Raw genomic sequence first — 19,687 nt, 5'->3', positions numbered from 1 at the left:
GCACCGAAACTGCGCGTGAACCAACGAGGCCGGAGCACTCTCGCTCCGGCCTTCTCATTTCAGCGATCGATCGACCTACGCACTCGTGCCCGCTAGTTCCCGCGCTCCCGCGAACTCATTCTCCACTTGCGTCAGCACGTCTTCCAGAATATCGAGTCCGACCATCGCCTCCTCCTCGCTGACAACAAGCGGCGGACAAAGCCGGATCGAAGTTTCTCCGCATCCGAGAATCACGAGCCCTTTCTCGAAAGCGATCGCCTCCACGCGATTGCGCAATTCCGTCACTGGCTCGCGCGTCGTCTTGTCTTTCACCAGTTCAATGCCAATCATTAACCCACGGCCGCGCACATCGCCAACCAGAGGATGCGTCTTCTTCCATTCATGGAGCCGCTCCAGCATTTTCCCGCCAACCATCGCCGCATTTGCGATGCCTTCGCGCTCGAGAATGTCTATCGTCGCGAGGGCCGCCGCGAGCGAAACCGGATTCCCGCCAAAGGTCGAAGCATGCGACCCCGGCACCCAGTCCATCACCTCGGCCTTGCTCATGCATACGCCCAGCGGCATCCCGCTTGCGATACCCTTCGCCGAGCACACAATGTCCGGCTCCACGCCAGAGTGCTGAATTGCCCACCACTTGCCCGTGCGTCCTGCACCCGACTGCACTTCATCCGCTACCAGCATGATTCCGTGCTTGTCGCAGATCGCTCTGAGTTCGCGCAAGAAGTTATTCGGTGCGACGACGTATCCGCCCTCACCCTGGATCGGCTCAACTACGATTGCCGCTACTTCCTCCGGCGGCAGAATCGTCTTGAAGAGCTTCTCCTCGATATACCGCGCGCATCCCAGCGCAAACGCCTCTTCCTCCTGTGGCCCGCCTGTACATCCGCGATAGGCATACGGATACCGCACATGCGTCACGCCCGGCATCAGCGGTCCGAATCTCCGCTTCTGCTGCGGCTTCGACGCAGTCAGCGAGAGCGCTCCCATCGTGCGCCCATGAAACGCACCAAGAAACGCGATGATGTGCTGCCGTCCAGTGTGGTATCGAGCCAGCTTGATCGCGCACTCCACCGCTTCCGCGCCAGAATTCCCATAGAACACGCGGTGTGGTCCGCGCATCGGCGCGATCGCCGACAGCTTCTCCGCCAGTTCCGTCAGAGGCTCGTTGTAAAAGTCCGTCCCCGATATGTGAATCAGCTCTGCCGCTTGCTTCTGAATCGCCCCGACGACTTCGGGATGACAATGTCCTGTCGATGTAACCGCAATACCAGCCGCGAAATCAAGGAACTCATTCCCGTCCACATCTTCGATGCGGCACCCGCGTCCGCGCTTGGCCACCAGCGGATAGGACCGTGTGTAGCTCGGCGAGATCAGCCGTCCATCGGCCTCGACAGCCGTTTTTGCCTTCGGGCCGGGCACGGGACCGACCAGCTTGGGCCCGAATTTTGTATGCATCTCTTGCTTGTTCATCTCTAGTCTCCTCCTCGATCCGTTTGCGATTCGGTTGCCGGCTGCAAAGAAAGACGCGGCCGCGACCCTGCGGAAGGGGCGATCATTTTCTTTGAAAAGCAGGCGAGGACCTTCGGCAGTCAGAAACTAATCGCCGCCGAAGAGACTAGGTCGAGTGCTGGAGGGCAGCACTCGCATGTGACGTCGAGGACAGATCGAGCGCACCCGCGCCCGTGACCAGCGTTTCACTACCGGCACCGGCTGCACCGCAACTGAAATTGGTCCTCTCATGAGCCTCTCTGGCCGAAGCATAGCACGCAGTTACAATTGCTTTCCAATGGTTTCCCGGTGCGCAGCGTACGCGACTGTCATCTCTTCTGGTCCATCAACTTCGTTGCGGTATCTCTCACCTGGACTTGAACACGCATCCAACTGAACTTGACTGACCCCGCAAGAGGCACTCGATCTGAATGACAAAGCTAGGCTTAAGCGACTGGCTCCTCGCAGACCTCAAGCTGCCCAAGGGCGTTCACAGCGTTGCGGAACCGGTACATCCCTGGTGGGCCGTCATGTGCCTCACCGGCGTCGACTACTTCTCCACCCTCGGCTACCAGCCGGGCATTGCCTTCCTCGCCGCCGGCTTCCTTTCGCCTTTTGCGACCCTTGTGCTCGTCTTGGTTACCCTTTTCGCCGCTCTGCCTCTCTATGCACGAGTGGCAAAGGCGAGCCCGAACGGCCAGGGCAGCATCGCTATGCTCGAGAGGCTCTTCCCCGAGTGGGGCGGCAAGATATTTGTTCTCGTCCTGCTCGGCTTCGCTACCACCGACTTCATCATCACGATGACGCTATCTGCGGCCGACGCTGCCGCGCACTTCATCCACAATCCTTTTGCGCCGCACTGGCTCAGCAGCCAGATGTTTGTCACCCTGCTTATCCTTTCCCTGCTTGGAATCATCTTCCTCAAAGGCTTCCGCGAGGCCATCAACATTGCTGTGGTCCTTGTGGGCGCCTATCTTCTGCTTAATGCTGTCGTCACGGTACGCGCTTTGATCGAGGTGCTCCGGCATCCCATCCGCATCGAGATCTGGAAGAACGAGGTCTTCGCGCAGCATCCAAACTGGATCGGCATCGTCGCCATCTGCTTGCTTCTTTTTCCGCGCCTCGCTCTTGGCCTCTCAGGATTCGAAACCGGAGTCGCCGTCATGCCCCTCATTCGCGGCGAAAACATCGAGGAGCGGGTGCGTAACACGCGCAAGTTGCTGGTGACTGCAGCCTGCATCATGAGCGTCTTCCTCATCGCCACCAGCTTCATCACCACGGTGCTGATTCCGGCCGCCGCATTCGCCGAGGGCGGCGAAGCCAACGGCCGCGCCATGGCCTACCTTGCCCACCAGTATTTCGGAAACGCGTTTGGATCCGTCTACGACATTAGCACCATTCTCATCCTCGGCTTTGCCGGAGCGTCCGCCATGGCCGGACTGCTCAACCTGATCCCGCGTTACCTGCCGCGTTTTGGAATGGCGCCTGAGTGGGCGCGCGCATCTCGGCCTCTCGTTCTTGTTTTTGTCGTAGTCGCATTTTTCGTCACTGCAAGGTTCCACGCCGATGTAGACGCGCAGGGCGGTGCTTACGCCACCGGTGTGCTGGTCCTGATCACATCCGCAGCATGCGCCGTCACAATCTCGGCATGGAAGACGCGAGCCCGCTGGCCCTTCCTGCTGGTCGCACTGATTTTTGTCTACACCACGGCCATGAACATCTGGGAGCGCCCCGAAGGTCTGAAGATATCCTGCTTCTTCATCGCCAGCATCATGTTCACGTCATTCATCTCCCGAGCCACGCGTTCCACTGAACTCCGCATCACTGGTGTCGATCTAACTCACGTGGCTCAATGTCTCATTCACGACAGTGGCGAGGAGCCTGTTCGTCTCATCGCGCGCCGGCCCAAGGCCATCACAAGCGTCGAGAATCTTGATCGCATCGAGGGGCTCGTTCGAAAATTCCAGGGCCTCCCAGAGCACGCGCACATACTGTTCCTCGAGGTCGAACGCACCGACGCTTCAGAGTTCGAAGAACAATTGAAGGTTGACGGAGCGACGCTGGGCCGCCACTGCATCCTCCACCTGCGCAGTCCCATCGTGGCCAACTCCATCGCCGCGCTGCTCATTCACATCGAGAAAGTCACCGGCCGCGTGCCGCACATCTACTTCAAGTGGACAGAAGGAAATCCAGTCGCCAACATCTTCCGTTTCCTCTTCCTCGGCGAAGGAGACGTCGCGCCCCTCACACACGAGGTCTTGCGCAAGGCCGTCCCAGACATTGAGCGCCGCCCCGTTGTCCACGTCAGCTAGCTCATCAGAACCGCAGAATCGGCCCGAATGTAATTCGCAGATTGTTGTGCGCACCTTCGTTGAAATAGATCACGTCGCCAAACTCGAGGCGTAGTCCCACCGGACCAAGGCTCGGCGATATCCCTCCAGCCGGATAGATTGCACCATTCAGATTCGAATCGCGAATCCCAAATACCGTGCTCACGACACCGCTATACGGGATAAGGCTTGGGCTCAGCCGAAAATCGACGAACCCGCCCTTCAGTGTGACAAATGGCCGCAGAAACCCGCGCCCCGGCTCTATCTTCGGTCCGAACAGCCCTTCCGTTACTCCGATCGAAGTGTTCTCAATGGCCGTGACGCTGCCGTTTGCGATACCGGTATAGACTTCATGGAAGTTCACGCCGTAGTCGTAAGCGAGTTCACCTTCCGCCACCACATGGCGGTGTACGCGAATGCCAATTCGCCCACCTAGTCCAACATTGCGCGTATTAGTCTGAGACACGCTCAGATAATCCAGAAATGCTCCCGCCTCAACGCGCCTCTGCGCGCGCCCCACGACAGCGCATGCACAAATGAGAAATACAGATACAGTGACCCCGATCTTGATCATGAAGGACTAATTCCTCCCGGTCCAGTGGAACTGGATGCGGGAGGATTGTTCCCGGTTGGATTTGCCCGTCTGTGGATCTACCTAAGCAACTGGATCCGGCTCACCTCTCCGGAATCTTGCTGCTGTGATTCACTCCCGCCTGCGCGTCTTCCCGCTCACCCACAACCTTCCGTTGTCCCTCGGCCTCTTTGCTGCTCGGCGCCGTCGTCACGCCTTGTTTGGTGTCATCATCGAACGTACGGCTCGCAAGCGTGCCCTCGTACGCGACCTGCTGATCCTCCGTATTGTGCGGATGCGCCGACTCCGGCATCGTCTTCGGCGAGCGCTTGCCGCCCGTCTCCGCGCCCTCCATGTTCTCGTATTCCGATGCGTTCCCCGTGCTCTGCTCCAACTCATCAGAGTTCACGTCCGTCTGCGCGAAATGCGTGTCCTGCTGCGTCTGCGTGTGCGGCGACTTCTGTTTTGCCATTCCCATTTCTCCCATCAAACTCGATCTAAGAACAATCTCACGGTTGCCCGCGCTCGTCTTCTCCCTTACGGATTTCCTCTGAATGCCTCTGCGTTTCCTTCTGCATCGCCTGCGTATCTGAACGATGTTCGGGGCTGTTCTCCGGCATCATCGCCGGAGGCACAGACGTTGACACGTTCTCCTTGCCGCCTGTCGCCGTGCTCGTCGCCGGACTGCCACTTTTGCTGCCGTCTACTGAAGACATTGCTGCTCCTCGTCGCTCTTTCACCCGTCCGATGCCGCTCCGCGGCGGCGGGTTGATTCGCCCCGCTGCAACCTCATAGGCGCGTCCAGCTTGCCGGATAGTAGAATTCCCACGCGACCCATTTCCTTGTCCTGGAACATCCGGAAAGAAAGCTGAAGAGCCCAAGAATGAAAGCCTTTACATCTTCTCTGCTGCCGCTCGCGCTTCTCGCCTCAACATGCCTCCATGCGCAATCTCAGGCCGCCGCGGCGCCCGACTGGGAGAACCCGCACGTCTTCGGCATCAACAAAGAGGCTCCGCGCGCGACCTTCACGCCGTTCCCGGACGAGTCCACCGCCCTCAAAGACGCCCACAACTCACCATGGGTGCAGTCGCTCAATGGCGCGTGGAAATTCCACTGGGTCAAGCAGCCTGACCTCCGTCCCGTCGACTTCTACAAGCCCGACTTCGACGTGAGTTCCTGGAAGGAAATCCCCGTTCCTTCCAACTGGGAGATGCAGGGCTACGGCACGCCCATCTACACCAACATCACCTATCCCTTCAAACGCGACGAGCCTCGAGTCACCAGCACTCCTGACGACCACTCCTGGACCGCATACGATCAGCGCGATCCCGTCGGCTCCTACCGCCGCGACTTCGAGCTTCCCGCCTCCTGGAGCGGCCGCCAGACCTACCTGCTCTTCAATGGCGTCAACTCCGCCTACTACGTCTGGATCAACGGCCAGAAGGTCGGCTACTCCCAGGACGCGCGCATGGTCTCGGAGTACAACATCACTAAATACCTCCAGCCCGGCAAAAACACCATCGCCGTCGAGGTCTACCGCTGGTCCGACGGCAGCTATATGGAAGACCAGGACTTCTGGCGCATGAGCGGCATCTTCCGTGACGTCACGCTCGTCTCTCGCGCTCCGCTGCACATCCGCGACTTCCAGGTCCTCACGCCGTTCGACAGCGCCTACCAGAACGCGACGTTCAAGTTTCATGCAAGTGTTCAGAACTCCGCCGCTTCCAAAAGCGCTGCCGCATCTCTCGAAGCTAAGCTCATCGACGCAAGCGGCAAGCCCGTAGTGACCCTGGCCAAGAAGCTCAACATAGCCGCGGGAAAAGACGCCGACATTGACCTGCAACAGGCCGTTGCGAAGCCCAACAAGTGGTCCGCCGAGATTCCCTACCTCTACCAACTTGTCCTCACCCTCAAGGACGCGAAAGGCACCGTCCTCGAAATCGTTCCCTGGAAAGTCGGCTTCCGCCAGTCCGAAATCAAAGGCGATCAGATTCTCTTCAATGGCATGAAGCTCATGATCAAAGGCGTCAACCGCCACGAGTTCGATCCCGACCGCGGCCAGGTCGTCACTCGCGAAATGATGATCGAAGACATCAAGCTGATGAAGCAGAACAACATCAACGCCGTGCGTACCTGCCACTACCCCAACGTGCCCGAGTGGTATGAGCTCGCCGACGAATACGGTCTCTACATCCTCGACGAAGCCAACGTGGAATCCCACGGGTACGGCTCAGGCGAGAAGCAGCCCATCTCCGACGGCGCTGACTTCCGCGATGCCATCGTCGATCGCTTCCGCCGCACCATGGAGCGCGACAAGAATCATCCCTCCATCATCGGTTTCTCGCTCGGCAACGAGGCGGGGTGGGGTGCAAACTTCGTCGCTGCCAAGGAATGGGGCAACACGCACCATCCTGAATTCTTCATTACCTACGAGCCCCACGACAGCGTTCATGGCGACGCGCTCTCGCCCATGTACGCCAAGCCACAGAACATCATCGAGTACTACAAAAGGTTCGGCAACGGCCGCCCCTTCTTCGAAATCGAATACGCGCACGCCATGGGCAACAGTACCGGAAATTTCCAGCAGTACTGGGACCTCTTCGAGAAAGAACCCTGGGCTCACGGCGGCTTTATCTGGGACTGGGTCGATCAGGGCATACGCAAAAAGGGCGCTAACGGAAAGGATTTCTGGGCGTACGGCGGCGACTTCGGCGACAAGCCCAACGACGACAACTTCTGCACCAACGGCCTCGTCCTGCCCGACCGAACCACCCATCCGGGTCTGACCGAAGTCAAAAAATCCTACGCCGGCATCAAGGTCGAACCTGTCGATCTGGCCACCGGCAAAATCCGCATCCGCAACAAGTACCTCTTCACCACGTTAGGTTTCGTTCGCGGTTCCTGGACCCTCGACGAAGATGGCAAAATCGTCCAAAGCGGTGACCTGCCCGTCGAAGATGTGGCGCCGGGAGAGGCAAAGGACGTCACCCTCGACCTCAAGCAGCCCGCTCCAACGGCTGGAGGCGAATACTTCCTCACCGTCACCTTCAAACTCGCCCAGGAGACGCTCTGGGCCCCGGCAGGCCACGTCCTCGCCTGGGATCAGTTCGAGTTGCCTTCCGCCAGCGCCGCTCCTGAACGCACGGTCGACAGCGCGCCTGCGATGAAGCTCGCCGAGATCCCCGACCACTTCGTTATCTCCAACGACCAGTTCTCGATCGCGATCGATCGCAACTCCGGATCAATCTCCTCCTATAACGTCGGTGGCAAGGAACTGCTCACCGCTCCTCTTGAGCCGAACTACTGGCGCGCTCCAACCGACAACGATCGCGGCAATGGCATGCCGGCCCGCCAGGGAATCTGGCAGCTTGCAGCCGTGAACCGCGGACGCGCTGAAGTCAAGGCTGAGCAGGTCTCGCCGAGCACAATCAAGGTGACCTCCACCTCAACGCTTCCGGCAGCGAACTCGACCCAGAGCTACGTCTACACCATCTACGGCGACGGATCTGTCGAAGTCGAAAGCTCATTCAAACCCGGCGAGGGCGCTGCGCCCGACCTGCCCCGCGTTGGTATGCAGATGCGCATTTCCGGATCCCTGCGCAACGTCCAGTGGTACGGACGCGGTCCGCAGGAGAACTACTGGGATCGCAATCTCGGCGCTGCAGTCGGGATCTACAAGAGCAAAGTCGACGACATGTGGTTCCCCTACATTGAGCCACAGGAAACCGGCAACCGCACCGACACCCGCTGGGTCACGCTTACCGACGATAACGGCTTCGGCCTCAAAGCAACCGGCATGCCTCTGTTAAGTTTCAGCGCTTGGCCATTCCGCATGTCAGAGATCGAGCACGAGAAGGCGCCGGTCAACATCGGCCACAAACATCCCTCTGAGATCGTCTTTTCCGACGACATCACCGTCAATCTCGATTACAAGCAGATGGGCGTGGGCGGCGACGACAGCTGGGGCGCTCCCATTCACAAGGAGTTCTCACTTCCCGCCGTAGCCTACGAATACAAGTTCCGCCTGGAACCGATCAAGGGCTCATCCGTCGCTGCGGGTCAATAACAGCAAACGAGAGAAGCCCGGATTCTACATTCCGGGCTTCTTTTCAAACGCATTCGCCGGCACCAGTTCCGCATTGAAATCTCCGTCGAGAGTCACCGCAGTTCCTTCAAACTGCTTCAGCGAAGCCTCATCTCCCGCGACCGTCATCCAGCACACAGCTGCACGCTTCAGCAGGCTGCACGCGACTTCCAGCGTATAGCCCATCTCTGGGTGGCCTTTAGGGTTCCCCTTTGCGCGCTCGATCCACATGCTGTGATCTCCCAGCTTGTACGACCCGAACGTCGGATCGCTGAAATCGAAAAACGCTCGCGGCCCCTCTGATGCGCCTTCCGCAAAACCTGGCAGATCCTTCTCCGTCATGATCTGTCCGAAGCAATCGAACGGCAGAGCCATGGTCGCAAGGAACGAGGGTGGCTGTCCCTTGCGCGCACTCACCGGCACCTGGATGCAGGCGATCTCCTTCTTTTCCTCGTCCGTCTTCGCATTTGCGCTCTGTTGCGCTTTTACCTCGGGCAGCGTTGACTGCGCATCGATCGCATCCCACCCGGATGGCACGTGGTATTCAAATCCGAAGTCATCGGGTGTCGGCGCCGGAAGAGGGACCTGCTGCTGCTGTCCCATTGCACAGAGTGCCACCAAAGAGAAAACCGGTAGAAGAAGACGAGCATTCATAGCGCGGTCAGTCTATCACTCTGTCGCACCGCGAAACCCGAGCGCATCGCTCACAACTCGGATTGTTCCGGGCTACTTAAGCCCCAGCACCGACAACGCAGAAGCAATACCGCCCAGCGCAAACAGCATTCCGAAGTACCAGTAGATCCGGCTTTTGGTCAGCAGCGTCACTGAGGTGATCACGAGCCCGATCTCCAGCAGCGCTTCTGCCAGATCGTAGCGATCTGCGCGAGCCTCTGCCTGCTCTACCTTCTCCTCGAGTCCCTTCGCCTTTTCCTGCTCCTCATTCAGGTCCTCGTTCCACTTCTCCTGGTGATCGGCATAGCCCTTGGCGATTTTTTCAGCCTTCTCCTTGTCACCAATCGTGACCGCGTTCAGCATATCGCTCGCGAGGCTCGTGTTGTACGAACGAATCTTCTTCGCCTGGTACTCGTTCCATTGATCCGTGGCCTTGTTCTGGAAGAGGACCGCCTGGGTATGCGTTCGGTGCCCCAGCACCGTCGTAATCGCTACCAGCACCGCCAACACGCTCATCGTGAAAGCCACCGGCCGCAACTCCGACTCGTGCGCCCCGTGCTCCGCGTGCTCTTTCAGTTCCTGAACCTCATGTGCTTCCATACGACTCGACCTCTCGCTCTCCCAAAGTGACCCAGAGGGGATCGTCTACTTTCTAGTCCCGGTTCTCTACTCCCAGCCTTTTCACTTCCTCTTCCACCTGACCCCATCCTTCGAGTCCTCGATGACGATGCCCTTCTCGGTCAGCTCTTTCCTGATCGCATCTGCACGCCCAAAGTCTCGGCGCCGCTTAGCCTGATCCCGTTCCGCAAGCAGCGCATTGATCGCGTCATCCGTCAATGAAACCTGGGCCAGCAGTTCCGGAGCAACGTCGGCTTCGCGCCCCTCTTGCTTAGCCCACTCCACCGCTTTGCGCATCGGCTCCGCGTCACGATCCTCGATCACCGCGAACACCGCATCGAAGTCCGCAAGCACGCGTTTCACTGCCTCGCGATCGGCTTCGAAGAACTTCCCCTGATCCATCGCCGTGTTCGACAGCCGCACCAGGTCGAAAATCGGTGCACGTGCCTCAGCGGTATTCAGATCATTTGCAAGAGCCGCCATATAGTCTTGGTGACTCTTCTTCACCGCAGCCTGCACCTCGGGATTTTCGCCCGCCTCGAATTTCCCCTTCGTCAGCCGACCGTTGAATGTCCGCAGCCGGTCGATCGCCGCTGTCGCATCCACGAGCCCATCGAACGTAAAGTTCAACTGGTGACGATACGGCACTGAAATCAGCGCCAGCCGTATCGCCGAAGCCTTATACCCCTTCAGCAGCAGATCCCTGAGCGTGTAGAAGTTCCCCTCGCTCTTCGACATCTTTTTCCCGTCGACCAGCAGGAACCGCACATGCATCCAATGCCGCGCCAGCGGCTGGTGCGTCACGCTCTCGCTCTGTGCGATCTCATTCTCATGGTGCGGGAACATCAAATCCTCGCCGCCCGCATGCAGATCGAAGCTGTCGCCCAGGTACTTCATGGACATCGCCGAGCACTCAATGTGCCAGCCTGGTCGCCCTCGCCCGATCACCGTATCCCACGCCGTCTCGCCTGGCTTTGGAGCTTTCCAGAGCGCAAAATCACGCGCAGAATCCTTCTCGTACTCATCGACGTCGACGCGTGCGCCGTCTTCCATGCCGCTCAGGTCTTTCTTGCTCAGCTTCCCGTACTCAGGAAACGCCTTCAGCTTGAAGTACCACGAACCGTCCTCGGTCTTGTAAGCCGCTCCCGCTTCCTTGAGTTTCTCGATCAGCTCAACCATGCGGTCGATGTTTTCCGTCGCCCGCGCAATGATCTCTGGCCGCTGCACACCCAGCGCATCCAGGTCCTCGAAAAACGCCTCGACATACTTCTTCGTGTAGTCGCCGATCGAGATCCCCGCGGCGGATGAGTTGCGGATGATCTTGTCGTCGACGTCCGTGATGTTCATGACATGGCGCAGCTGCACGCCCGTCAGCTTCAGGAACCGCCGCAGGACGTCGATCTCGAGGAACGTCCTGAAATTTCCAATATGCCCGTAGTCGTAGACCGTAGGCCCGCAGGCATACATCCGCAGTTCCTTGCCGTCGGAAGGAACCAGTTCATCCACTTCTCCTGAGAGGGTATTGAACAAGCGCAAGGTCGTCGTCGCGGGCAGGGAGCTCATTTCCTCAGTCAAATCAAGGGTCATTCGATCTACCCGATTGTAGCAGCGGGGATTACGGGTGGGATTCCACGTTACTTTTGCGCCCAGTCCAGGTGACCCCATATCCGGCGTATTCTGCTTGGAAGCCCCTGCATGCCGGCGCCAGAAAATCGGTGAAATGGAAGATCTCGTCTTATCACTACTGTGTGATCCCGACACGCGCTACGCACTCGAGCGCGCTGGCACCAACTTGCGTAATACGGCGACGGGCCGCATTTATCCCATTCGAGACGGCATCCCTCTGTTCGTCAGCACAGTCACTGGGCCCAACCTTAAATATCAAACCCTATACGATCGGATCGCGCCCGGCTATGACTTCGCCGAACGCCTGTATCACTGGTTTACGCGCAAGCCCAGCTACCGCCATGAATTCATGAGCGAACTTGAGCTCAAGCCTCAAGCCAACGTCCTTGAAGTCTCCGTTGGGACCGGCGCGAACCTTCGCTTCCTTCCTCATGACATCGAGTTCTATGGAGTGGATATCTCTTGGGGAATGCTCAACAAATGCCAGCGGAACCTTCTGAAATGGCGCCGCAATGCTCACCTTTTTCAGGCCGAAGCCGAACGGCTTCCCTTCAAGGCCGGCGCATTCGATTGCGTCTTCCACGCGGGTGGCATCAACTTCTTCACTGACAGGCTTCGGGCGATCAAGGAGATGATATGGGTCGCCAAGCCCGGCACGAAGATCGTCATTGTCGACGAAACTGAGCGCACCATTCGCGATAATTACCAGCGCACACCAGGTGTTAGGAGCAGCTTCCCGCCAGGTTCGGAAAAGGTCCGCTGCCCCATCGATCTTGTGCCGTCGGAGATGAGAGACGTCTCTGCACGGGAAATTTGCGGAGGAAAGCTCTACTGCCTCACCTTCCGCAAACCGTGATCCCGAGGGTTAACCTGCATCCGACCGACCTCGCATCAATTTGAGTCTTGATTTCTGGTACATCCGTTCGAGCGCATTCAGGCGCACGAATACATCTCGGCGCTCCTCGATCCTGAACCCAAGAATCGTGCGGTAAAGATGGTCCGCACCTGGCGTCACAACTCCGTCCGCATCGAATACCAGTCCCATGCTCTGGGCGTGCTCCATGGCATTCACAAGCAAGAGCTTCACCGCGTCGGGGTGAGGTTTGCTTCCCGCCCCGGCTACTCGATGTGTTGAAAGCCAGTAGTAGCATCGGCGATCGTCCCAGATATATACGATGGCTGCATCAAGAGTTGGCCGGGGCCCCTGCGGGCTCTGCGACTTTGCCACTGCAGCGATCGCACGCGCGCAGCCGCGTTCAACAGCTCGCCCGATCAGTTGCGGCAACATATCCAGCGGAGCGTAACTCTGTTTTCCTCGCGCATCAAGGTTCTCCTTGAAGAACTGCACAAATTCGCATGCACTTACGTCGATGCAGTCGAGGCTTTTGGCTGCGCGCTTGATATGACCGCGATGCTTGCGGCTCTTCTCACTCAGAACGTCGCCGTCTTCAGGCAGGCGTACATAGGTAAGTTGGCTCGTATATTCGAACCCGGCCTGAATAAAGGCGCTCCTCACCAAGCCGGCATAACTCACGGTTGGATCGCAGACGAACGTTAAGGAGGCTCTTTTGGGTAGCTGTTGAACCAAAGAGCGGATTGCATCTGCCTGCTCGGAGATGCTCAGTCTCTCCTGGACGATGGGCCCGCCAAGGTGCGCCCAGTATGGATCGTGTCCGAACGTCAGACCTATACGATTCTTCCTTAAAACATAAGGCAATCTTCCTAGTGTCTCCTTCCCGCGGATGAAGGTCGCCTCACGGTATCCCGGAAAGCTTCGGGCAATCTCCAGCCACCAATCCAGATTGAATGCGGAAAGGTCAGATCGGGCACGGTCTAATTCCTGAACAAGCAGAGACGACGAAACAGTTCCGGCGCCCATAGATGGTCTCCTGCGTTAGGCTGCGCCCAACCTGTCGCTGGGTCGGTCAGAAAGCGTGCGATTGGCAATCCTGCGGCGCTCTCAGCCTATGATGCTTAAGGATTGAAACACTCAGGTGAATTCACGATGAGAATCGTAAGTAGGAAGCGGAGGGGTCCTGTCACGACGAGAACTTCCCTAGCAGCGCAAGATCGGATGTGGCTCAGGAGGCGCGGCCAAATCAGTGACGCGAGATCTGCACCTGCTCGCCGTCTGCACGCATCCACTCAGTTCATTGATCGGCACTCCACGAAGCTGCTGTTTCCCGTGCGGCACATGATGAGAAACTATGTGAAGGGCGACGGGCGCGTTGTTGCCTTGCAAAGTAGTGTCGGGCAGTTCGACATCGGGCGCGACCAGAATAGCTGCGATTACCGCGATCAGCGCGATAGCCAGCCATGATGATAGCGAGGGAGATGTTTGTGAGCCCAAAGTCGCGCTAACCCCTTTTTTTGCAGGTTCTGCTTAGTATCCTTAGGTCTCTATCGCACGTCAAGACATTCAGTAACTGCTCCCGGCGGAACTTAGGTCTTCCCCGATTGTTACCTGTGAACAACGTCTTAGCTCGCATAACCATGGCTCTTGCTGCAAACGGCTGCTGAGTCTCTAGATACGCCACGTCTAGCAGGTTCGCGCGAATGCTTCCAGTTTCACGATTATGCCGCGAATCCACCGTCGATGAGCAAGGAAGCCCCCGTCACGTATCCTGCCTCGGGCCCTGCCAGGTAAGCCGTCATGGCAGCGATCTCTTCCGCGTGAGCATATCTCTTCATTGCCAGCAGTCCCATCATCGTATCCGCGAACGGGCCGCTCGCCGGATTCGCTTCCGTGTCTACTGGACCCGGCTGGATGTTATTCACGGTTATCTTTCTTGCGCCTAAATCACGTGCAAGCCCCTTTGTGAAACTCGCGACCGCGCCTTTTGTCAGGGCGTACACCGACCCTCCTTCGAACGGCATTCTCTCGCTGTTCACCGAACCGATCGTGATAATCCGTCCTCCATCAGGCATGTGCTTCAGCGCCTCCTGGATCGCGGTGAAGACACTGCGCACGTTCACTGAGAGCGCTCGCTCAAAATCCTCGGCAGAAAATGTCGCAATTGGCCCAAGGGCCAGCACTCCAGCATTGTTCACTAGAATGTCGATTTTCCCGAACTCCTTCGCCGCTTGCTGAATTGCAGCCCTCACAGCACTTTGATCCGCAGCGTCCGCCTTGATGGCCAGGCCCTTACCGCCCTCTCGGTTGATATCGTCGACGACCCGCTGTGCGCGTTCCGGCGATGAACTAAAGGTCACGGCCACATCGGCTCCTTGTCTGGCGAGCCGCGAAGCAATCGCAGCGCCGATCCCTCGCGAGCCACCTGTAACCAATGCAGATTTTCCACTCAGTGACGGCATTCTGGATCACCTCCCGATCCATCTCCCTCACCGCTGGAGCGATCGTCCCATGACTATAGCGCATGACCAGCAAAGAGACTTCGAGGAAGGCCAACGGAGGAGTTTGTCGAGTGCAATAGGTGCACCATGTAGATGGTGGATCAAAGCTACGCACTGAGCAGCGCGACGGCTGCAAGCGCCAGGCCCATCCCCGCAAGCTGCTTTCTGGTCGGCCGCTCGCGCAGGATCAGCCCTGCCAACACGATCGTTCCCGCCGGATACATGGAGCAGATCACGGCCGCCACATCCAATCTGCCCTTCTGCGAAGCCAGCATGTAGAAGAGGTTTCCCACCGCATCCAGGCTCCCTGAGATGATCCCGGCAAGCCAGAATCCGCTCCAGCCACCCTTCGGGCGCGCGATCGCCACGGTAAGCAGAATTGCGACTGCGCCTGCAATTCTGCCTGAGGTCAGGGCCCAGAGCACCCCACCCTCGGCGCCCATCTTGAAAAGAATCAGCTGAGCCCCAAACCCGGTGCCGGCACATGCCCCCAGCAACAGCGCCCTGGCCGGTGTTCCCGAACCGGACGCGCCTTGGGACTGCGAAATCATCCAGATCGCGCTTAGCCCGAGCGCGAGACCCGCAGTCGTAAACATCCCCGGCCATCCCGCATGGAGCAAGTCAAACACCACCGGAACCAGCGCTGTGAGCAGCCCGGTCAGCGCAGCCGTCAATCCCATGGCGCCCATCGCCAGTGCCCGATAGAAGATCGCCAGCGCAAACGCCCCCTCGAACCCGCCGATGCCTGCATAGACCAGGTATTTCGTCGCAGGAACCGGCAGCCGCAGCGCAAGGCAAATGCAAAGCAGCGCCGCGAGCGATACGACCTGTCCGGAAGCCGTAATCAGCAGGCTCGAAGCCCGGCGCGCGCCCCACCCACCGGCGAAATCCGACCCTCCCCACGTAGCCGCAGAGAGCAGGCTCAGGCCTGCTGTAGCCCCGGATGAAACCATCTTGTCTGGACCTTGCAGTCGTCGATTAGTGCTGGACGTTATCCCGGCTCGACGGGTAGTAGCCCTTCTTCGCGATAACCTCGACGCCGGGCCGATCCACCCGAACCTCGATCTTGCGGTATTTGCTGTCGAAGGGAGGCTCGTGGCTGGCGTACACCAGCATGTACTGGTTGCGTGCCTGCTCCGCAAGTTGGGCGTAGCTCTTTTCAATCCCGTTCAGATCGCGCTCGGACTGCAGGAGTCCGCCCGTCGCCTGTACATATCCGTACAGCCGGTTGTCATACATTGTGAACGGCAGATGCAGCCGGCTGATGTACCCCTCGCCCCAACGCGCGGCATCGCCCACCAGAGTCCCGTACACCGCAATCTTGTTGGTCTGCAGGTACCGGAGCACGTCCCGGTAGGCGGCCTTGCTTCCGTACTCCTTGCCGTCGGAGATCACGTAAATGATCCGGCGCCGTCCCTGAGGCCGATTCGTCAGTTCCTTCGCCGCTGCCAGAATCGCATCGTTCAGAGTGTGGATTTCCTTCGGGATCGTGATGAACGAGGAGTTTCCCGTGGCTCCGCCGCGCTGAATCGTCGGGTTCGAATCAAGACACCCGCCGTTCTTGCTGATCGAACACCCCGCAAATGGGCCGCTGTTCACTGGCGTGGCTTCCTCGCGACCGCTTGCCTTCGCCATGGCCAAGACGACAGGCACGCGATTGCCTTGTGCTCCCGTAAACTCCGTCAGCTTCCTCGGACCGTTGTTGTAGGTGAACACCGAAATCTCATCGTACGGAGACAGCGCACCCTGGATCGCCCCGAGTGAGTTGTTCACCTTCTCCATCACGTCCATGGTCACGCTCTGATCGACAACAAAGGCCATCGAGAGCGGTGCGGGGTCGACGGAGAAAATCTTCAAGGGCTCCCACTTGTCGTTCTCGTACACCTTGAAGTCACGCCAGGTAAGTCCCGCCACCGGATTGCCCTTCTGATCCTTCACCGTGACCGGAACCTCGACGTAGGTTGTGTACGTACGAACGACCGACGCGATTTCCTCTGGTGTCCCGCCTTCCGGCGGCGTCGTCTGCACGTCCGTAGGCGGCGTCGGCGGAGCTTTCGGTGCCGCCTGCTGCGGCACGTCCGCGCTCGAACTCGTCGGTCCTGCCGATGCCCCGATACCCGGCGTAATCGGACCGATATCCTTCAGGGGAGCCGTGGAAGGCTGCGGCTTCGGAGCGTCAGGCACCTGCTGATCCGTCGACTGCGCACACGCCGCGCCGACACCTATCCACGTACTGAAAACTGCCGTCAGCGCCAGTGCTCTTAAGCCACGGTCCACAGGTGTTCTTTCCTCCCCATACAGCCCTGCGCCGAACAGTTCCCCGGCGCGCAGCACGCCCCACTTGAGTTCCCCCACATGAGTCGCAACCGTCAGATTATCAGACGCACCAACGGCCTGCAGGTTGCCCCCAAGCCCCGGAAACAGCCTCGCTTGCATCTCTCATTACAATGGGAGTGCTCTCTTTCATGCCACTTTTGGCGTCCAACTTACCAAGATGCGAGTCCCCCGCTATTTCGTGTTTCTTCTTGTCGCCCTTCCGCTGTTCTCGGCGGCAGCATGGGGACAGCTTGTTCCATCGCCCGACGCCCCGCCTGTAAGCAACGCCCCGCCGCCACCTGACGACGACCAGTCCGTGGGGACCCTGCGCCTGAACGTCAACCTGGTTGATTTGTTCTTCACCGTTAAAAACCACTCGGGCGAGTTGGTCCCGCACCTCACCAAGGACGACTGTTCTGTCGCCGAAGACAAGGTGCCGCAAACTCTCAAGAATTTCAGCGCTGAGACCCATCTGCCCCTGACCCTGGGCCTGATGCTCGACACCTCCGGCAGCCAAATCGACGTGCTTCCCCTCGAGCAGCAGGCCGGCGGTCAGTTCCTCGAGCGCGTACTCAAATCCAAGGACCAGGCCTTTCTCGTCTCCTTCGATGTGAATATCGATCTGCTCCAGGATTTCACCAACAGCCCCCGCATGCTTGAGCGCGCCATGAACAAGGCCCAGATCAACACCGCGGGCGGCAATGGCGGCTCAGGCATCCCGGGCCTTGGCGGAGGCACCATTCCCACCCACGGCGGCCCCAAGGGCACGCTGCTCTACGATTCCATTTTCCTCGCCGCCAATGAAAAGATGGCCGACCAGAACGGCCGTAAAGCTCTCATCATCCTGACGGACGGCGACGACCAGGGCAGCGATCACAAAATTCAGGAAGCCATCGCCGCCGCGCAGAAGGCCAACACCATCGTGTACGTGATCCTGATTGCCGAGCCCAGCTTCTACGGTGGGTTCGGCTACTCGGGCTTCTCCGCCGCCAAGAAGCTGTCCGAAGAGACCGGCGGCCGCCTCATCAACGTCGGCACAAATGGCCGCAAGCTCGAAGCGGCCTTCCAGCAAATCGAGGAAGAGCTCCGCACCGAGTACCTCGCCAGCTACACGCCGACAAATGCGAAACAGGATGGCACCTTCCGTCATATCTCCGTCCAGTGCAAAGGCGATGACATGAAGGTCCAGGTCCGCCGCGGCTATTACGCCCCCAAAGGCGAGCAGAAGTAAAACCGCTGCCCGCACCCGCAAAAGAAAAGGCCGCCAGTTTCGGCGGCCTTTCTTGGTTACAGGAAGTCCAGATCTCAATGACCGTCGACGCAGCCCTTCTGTCCCGAGTTGTTCGGATACCCGGTCCCAGCGGTATAGGCCGCATTCGACCACTCGCCTTGAATCTTCCATACCGTTCCGTTCGAGAACGTTACAGACGGCACATTGAACGTCCACGCGCATTTATCGCCATTCTCCGCGCCTTGCGAGTCGTACCATGCGCCCGGGCTCGCCGGGTCGGTTCTCGCTTCCGATAGCTCATGACCGCTCACGTTCGCGATCGCAGCCAGGCCTTGTGAATGCCCCGTGGTCGTGTCCTGCGGATCGCAACCTGCATCGCCATCCAGCTTGAAAAAATAGGCGAATTGCAGCCGGACACCGTTGCTGCAAGTACCCGCGCTATGCCATGCACAATAGCCGGCATTCCCACGCGGAGTGTCCGTGTAAACGGCGTAGTATCCATTCCCGCTCGGATCTGGGTTGTTCTTAATGACCTTGCAGACCTCCGACAGGATGGTAGAAGTACTCCCTCCGCCTGAAGAAGCAGAAGTGTCGATGAGATGACCGGAGTGATTCACAACGGGGCCCACTTGTCCGTTCGTACCCGTGTACTCATCTGACGTTTTGGCATAGTTGGAATTGCTGAATCCTTGGTACCAGGAGTCGATGCCAGTTATCTTGTCGCCGGAGTAGCTTCCCCAACTCGTTCCCCAGAAGATTGCAGTGGTGTTCGCCTGAGGCATGATTACGCCGCCATGGTTGGTCATGTTCGGGCTGCGGCGAGTTCCGAGAGCTGCCTTCGCGTCCTTTGCCTCTTCCGCCGCTCTCGCATTGGGCTGGAATCCTCGCGCCCAGTGGATGCCCAGCATCGGCGGTTCCTTCTGCGCATCCAGATACTCGGTTTGGCTGTTTCCCTGACCCTGCACTGTGGCAGTGATGGCCAGTGCTCCGCTACACACCAGCAGGGGTAGTATTCTCATTTTCATTTTTCGCTAGTCTCCAGGGTTGGTCCGCCGCGGAAACCGACCAAATCCGCAGTCGTTCGCATGAGACTGCCCGAACGAGCCAACTCATGTCAACAGTACGTCGATTCATCCCCCGGTCACTACCGGTAATCCCAGATCAACAATCGCCGCAAAACGCGGGCTCTTCGGCAATTTGTACCTAGCGAAAATTACACGCATGCCACAAAAGTGGCACCTGTAAAAGCCAACCGCCCCCCCTGCAGCTTTCGCAAGCGGCTCATGAAGTAACTCAATTTCTTGCACATTCAGTCGCCTGCTGACTAAATTCCGCATCTACTCACATTTGGCAACGATCGTGCCAGTACACGATCGACTGCGCGCGTATTCCCTCCC

General features: G+C 58.7%; 16 protein-coding genes. 4 read left to right on the top strand and 12 right to left on the bottom strand.

What is annotated here, in order from left to right; genetic code table 11:
- Positions 1-75: 75 nt before the first annotated feature.
- Positions 76-1,470 carry an acetyl ornithine aminotransferase family protein gene (locus DHV10_RS17205; RefSeq protein ID WP_109487605.1) on the bottom strand — a complete coding sequence of 465 codons (1,395 nt, stop codon included), beginning with the start codon at positions 1,468-1,470 and terminating at the stop codon, positions 76-78.
- 449 nt (positions 1,471-1,919) lie between these two features.
- Here DHV10_RS17205 and DHV10_RS17200 point away from each other — a divergent pair, with 449 nt between their 5' ends.
- Complete coding sequence (locus DHV10_RS17200; RefSeq protein WP_109487604.1) at positions 1,920-3,800, top strand: APC family permease; 1,881 nt, start codon at positions 1,920-1,922, stop codon at positions 3,798-3,800.
- A 4-nt stretch (positions 3,801-3,804) separates the two neighbouring features.
- On the opposite strand, the gene DHV10_RS17195 is transcribed toward DHV10_RS17200, so the two are convergent.
- The 3 genes from DHV10_RS17195 to DHV10_RS17185 all read right to left on the bottom strand — a co-directional run bounded on the left by DHV10_RS17195 (position 3,805) and on the right by DHV10_RS17185 (position 5,105).
- Positions 3,805-4,392, bottom strand: coding sequence for a hypothetical protein (locus DHV10_RS17195; RefSeq protein WP_109487603.1), 588 nt, complete (start codon positions 4,390-4,392; stop codon positions 3,805-3,807).
- A gap of 100 nt (positions 4,393-4,492) precedes the next feature.
- Positions 4,493-4,861, bottom strand: coding sequence for a hypothetical protein (locus DHV10_RS17190; RefSeq protein ID WP_109487602.1), 369 nt, complete (start codon positions 4,859-4,861; stop codon positions 4,493-4,495).
- Positions 4,862-4,898: 37 nt separating this feature from the next.
- Positions 4,899-5,105, bottom strand: coding sequence for a hypothetical protein (locus DHV10_RS17185; protein WP_109487601.1), 207 nt, complete (start codon positions 5,103-5,105; stop codon positions 4,899-4,901).
- Positions 5,106-5,272: 167 nt separating this feature from the next.
- Here DHV10_RS17185 and lacZ point away from each other — a divergent pair, with 167 nt between their 5' ends.
- The gene (gene lacZ, locus DHV10_RS17180) at positions 5,273-8,455 is read left to right on the top strand and encodes a beta-galactosidase, LacZ type (RefSeq protein WP_109487600.1); all 3,183 of its coding nucleotides are present in this window, start codon (positions 5,273-5,275) and stop codon (positions 8,453-8,455) included.
- Positions 8,456-8,479: 24 nt separating this feature from the next.
- Here the strand turns inward: lacZ and DHV10_RS17175 are convergent, their stop codons facing one another.
- The 3 genes from DHV10_RS17175 to cysS all read right to left on the bottom strand — a co-directional run bounded on the left by DHV10_RS17175 (position 8,480) and on the right by cysS (position 11,326).
- Positions 8,480-9,076, bottom strand: coding sequence for a hypothetical protein (locus DHV10_RS17175; protein ID WP_109487599.1), 597 nt, complete (start codon positions 9,074-9,076; stop codon positions 8,480-8,482).
- Between the two features lie 123 nt (positions 9,077-9,199).
- On the bottom strand, positions 9,200-9,745 hold the full coding sequence (locus DHV10_RS17170; protein ID WP_109487598.1) for a DUF4337 domain-containing protein: 546 nt from the start codon (positions 9,743-9,745) through the stop codon (positions 9,200-9,202).
- An 81-nt stretch (positions 9,746-9,826) separates the two neighbouring features.
- On the bottom strand, positions 9,827-11,326 hold the full coding sequence (gene cysS / locus DHV10_RS17165; protein WP_109487597.1) for a cysteine--tRNA ligase: 1,500 nt from the start codon (positions 11,324-11,326) through the stop codon (positions 9,827-9,829).
- 157 nt (positions 11,327-11,483) lie between these two features.
- On the opposite strand from cysS, the gene DHV10_RS17160 reads away from it, so the two are divergent.
- Positions 11,484-12,245 (top strand): methyltransferase domain-containing protein, encoded by a 762-nt coding sequence (locus DHV10_RS17160; RefSeq protein WP_109487596.1) that lies wholly within the window; start codon positions 11,484-11,486, stop codon positions 12,243-12,245.
- A gap of 9 nt (positions 12,246-12,254) precedes the next feature.
- Here the strand turns inward: DHV10_RS17160 and DHV10_RS17155 are convergent, their stop codons facing one another.
- The 4 genes from DHV10_RS17155 to DHV10_RS17135 all read right to left on the bottom strand — a co-directional run bounded on the left by DHV10_RS17155 (position 12,255) and on the right by DHV10_RS17135 (position 17,179).
- Complete coding sequence (locus DHV10_RS17155) at positions 12,255-13,268, bottom strand: hypothetical protein (RefSeq protein WP_109487595.1); 1,014 nt, start codon at positions 13,266-13,268, stop codon at positions 12,255-12,257.
- Between the two features lie 695 nt (positions 13,269-13,963).
- Positions 13,964-14,704 carry a 3-oxoacyl-ACP reductase family protein gene (locus DHV10_RS17145; protein WP_109487593.1) on the bottom strand — a complete coding sequence of 247 codons (741 nt, stop codon included), beginning with the start codon at positions 14,702-14,704 and terminating at the stop codon, positions 13,964-13,966.
- A gap of 146 nt (positions 14,705-14,850) precedes the next feature.
- Positions 14,851-15,696 carry a DMT family transporter gene (locus DHV10_RS17140; protein ID WP_109487592.1) on the bottom strand — a complete coding sequence of 282 codons (846 nt, stop codon included), beginning with the start codon at positions 15,694-15,696 and terminating at the stop codon, positions 14,851-14,853.
- 25 nt (positions 15,697-15,721) lie between these two features.
- On the bottom strand, positions 15,722-17,179 hold the full coding sequence (locus tag DHV10_RS17135; protein WP_109487591.1) for a VWA domain-containing protein: 1,458 nt from the start codon (positions 17,177-17,179) through the stop codon (positions 15,722-15,724).
- A 58-nt stretch (positions 17,180-17,237) separates the two neighbouring features.
- On the opposite strand from DHV10_RS17135, the gene DHV10_RS17130 reads away from it, so the two are divergent.
- The gene (locus DHV10_RS17130; RefSeq protein WP_109487590.1) at positions 17,238-18,290 is read left to right on the top strand and encodes a VWA domain-containing protein; all 1,053 of its coding nucleotides are present in this window, start codon (positions 17,238-17,240) and stop codon (positions 18,288-18,290) included.
- Positions 18,291-18,364: 74 nt separating this feature from the next.
- On the opposite strand, the gene DHV10_RS17125 is transcribed toward DHV10_RS17130, so the two are convergent.
- Positions 18,365-19,309: a hypothetical protein gene (locus DHV10_RS17125; RefSeq protein WP_109487589.1), complete on the bottom strand. Its 945-nt coding sequence runs from the start codon at positions 19,307-19,309 to the stop codon at positions 18,365-18,367.
- Positions 19,310-19,687: the final 378 nt, after the last annotated feature.

Origin of the sequence: Occallatibacter savannae (assembly GCF_003131205.1) — a bacterium.
Classification (GTDB): Bacteria; Acidobacteriota; Terriglobia; order Terriglobales; family Acidobacteriaceae; genus Telmatobacter; species Telmatobacter savannae.
Note: the sequence above shows the minus strand (reverse complement) of the source record. Positions and strands in the feature narration are given on the sequence as shown.

Excerpts from the sequence above, each read along its gene's own strand:
- DHV10_RS17145 (WP_109487593.1), bottom strand. The coding sequence starts at position 14,704 with ATGCCGTCACTGAGTGGAAAATCTGCATTGGTTACAGGTGGCTCGCGA.
- DHV10_RS17155 (WP_109487595.1), bottom strand. The coding sequence starts at position 13,268 with ATGGGCGCCGGAACTGTTTCGTCGTCTCTGCTTGTTCAGGAATTAGAC.
- DHV10_RS17185 (WP_109487601.1), bottom strand. The coding sequence starts at position 5,105 with ATGTCTTCAGTAGACGGCAGCAAAAGTGGCAGTCCGGCGACGAGCACG.
- lacZ (WP_109487600.1), top strand. The coding sequence starts at position 5,273 with ATGAAAGCCTTTACATCTTCTCTGCTGCCGCTCGCGCTTCTCGCCTCA.
- DHV10_RS17170 (WP_109487598.1), bottom strand. The coding sequence starts at position 9,745 with ATGGAAGCACATGAGGTTCAGGAACTGAAAGAGCACGCGGAGCACGGG.
- DHV10_RS17140 (WP_109487592.1), bottom strand. The coding sequence starts at position 15,696 with ATGGTTTCATCCGGGGCTACAGCAGGCCTGAGCCTGCTCTCTGCGGCT.
- DHV10_RS17195 (WP_109487603.1), bottom strand. The coding sequence starts at position 4,392 with ATGATCAAGATCGGGGTCACTGTATCTGTATTTCTCATTTGTGCATGC.
- cysS (WP_109487597.1), bottom strand. The coding sequence starts at position 11,326 with ATGAGCTCCCTGCCCGCGACGACGACCTTGCGCTTGTTCAATACCCTC.
- DHV10_RS17135 (WP_109487591.1), bottom strand. The coding sequence starts at position 17,179 with ATGCAAGCGAGGCTGTTTCCGGGGCTTGGGGGCAACCTGCAGGCCGTT.
- DHV10_RS17125 (WP_109487589.1), bottom strand. The coding sequence starts at position 19,309 with ATGAGAATACTACCCCTGCTGGTGTGTAGCGGAGCACTGGCCATCACT.
- DHV10_RS17200 (WP_109487604.1), top strand. The coding sequence starts at position 1,920 with ATGACAAAGCTAGGCTTAAGCGACTGGCTCCTCGCAGACCTCAAGCTG.
- DHV10_RS17130 (WP_109487590.1), top strand. The coding sequence starts at position 17,238 with ATGCGAGTCCCCCGCTATTTCGTGTTTCTTCTTGTCGCCCTTCCGCTG.
- DHV10_RS17160 (WP_109487596.1), top strand. The coding sequence starts at position 11,484 with ATGGAAGATCTCGTCTTATCACTACTGTGTGATCCCGACACGCGCTAC.
- DHV10_RS17205 (WP_109487605.1), bottom strand. The coding sequence starts at position 1,470 with ATGAACAAGCAAGAGATGCATACAAAATTCGGGCCCAAGCTGGTCGGT.
- DHV10_RS17175 (WP_109487599.1), bottom strand. The coding sequence starts at position 9,076 with ATGGGACAGCAGCAGCAGGTCCCTCTTCCGGCGCCGACACCCGATGAC.
- DHV10_RS17190 (WP_109487602.1), bottom strand. The coding sequence starts at position 4,861 with ATGGCAAAACAGAAGTCGCCGCACACGCAGACGCAGCAGGACACGCAT.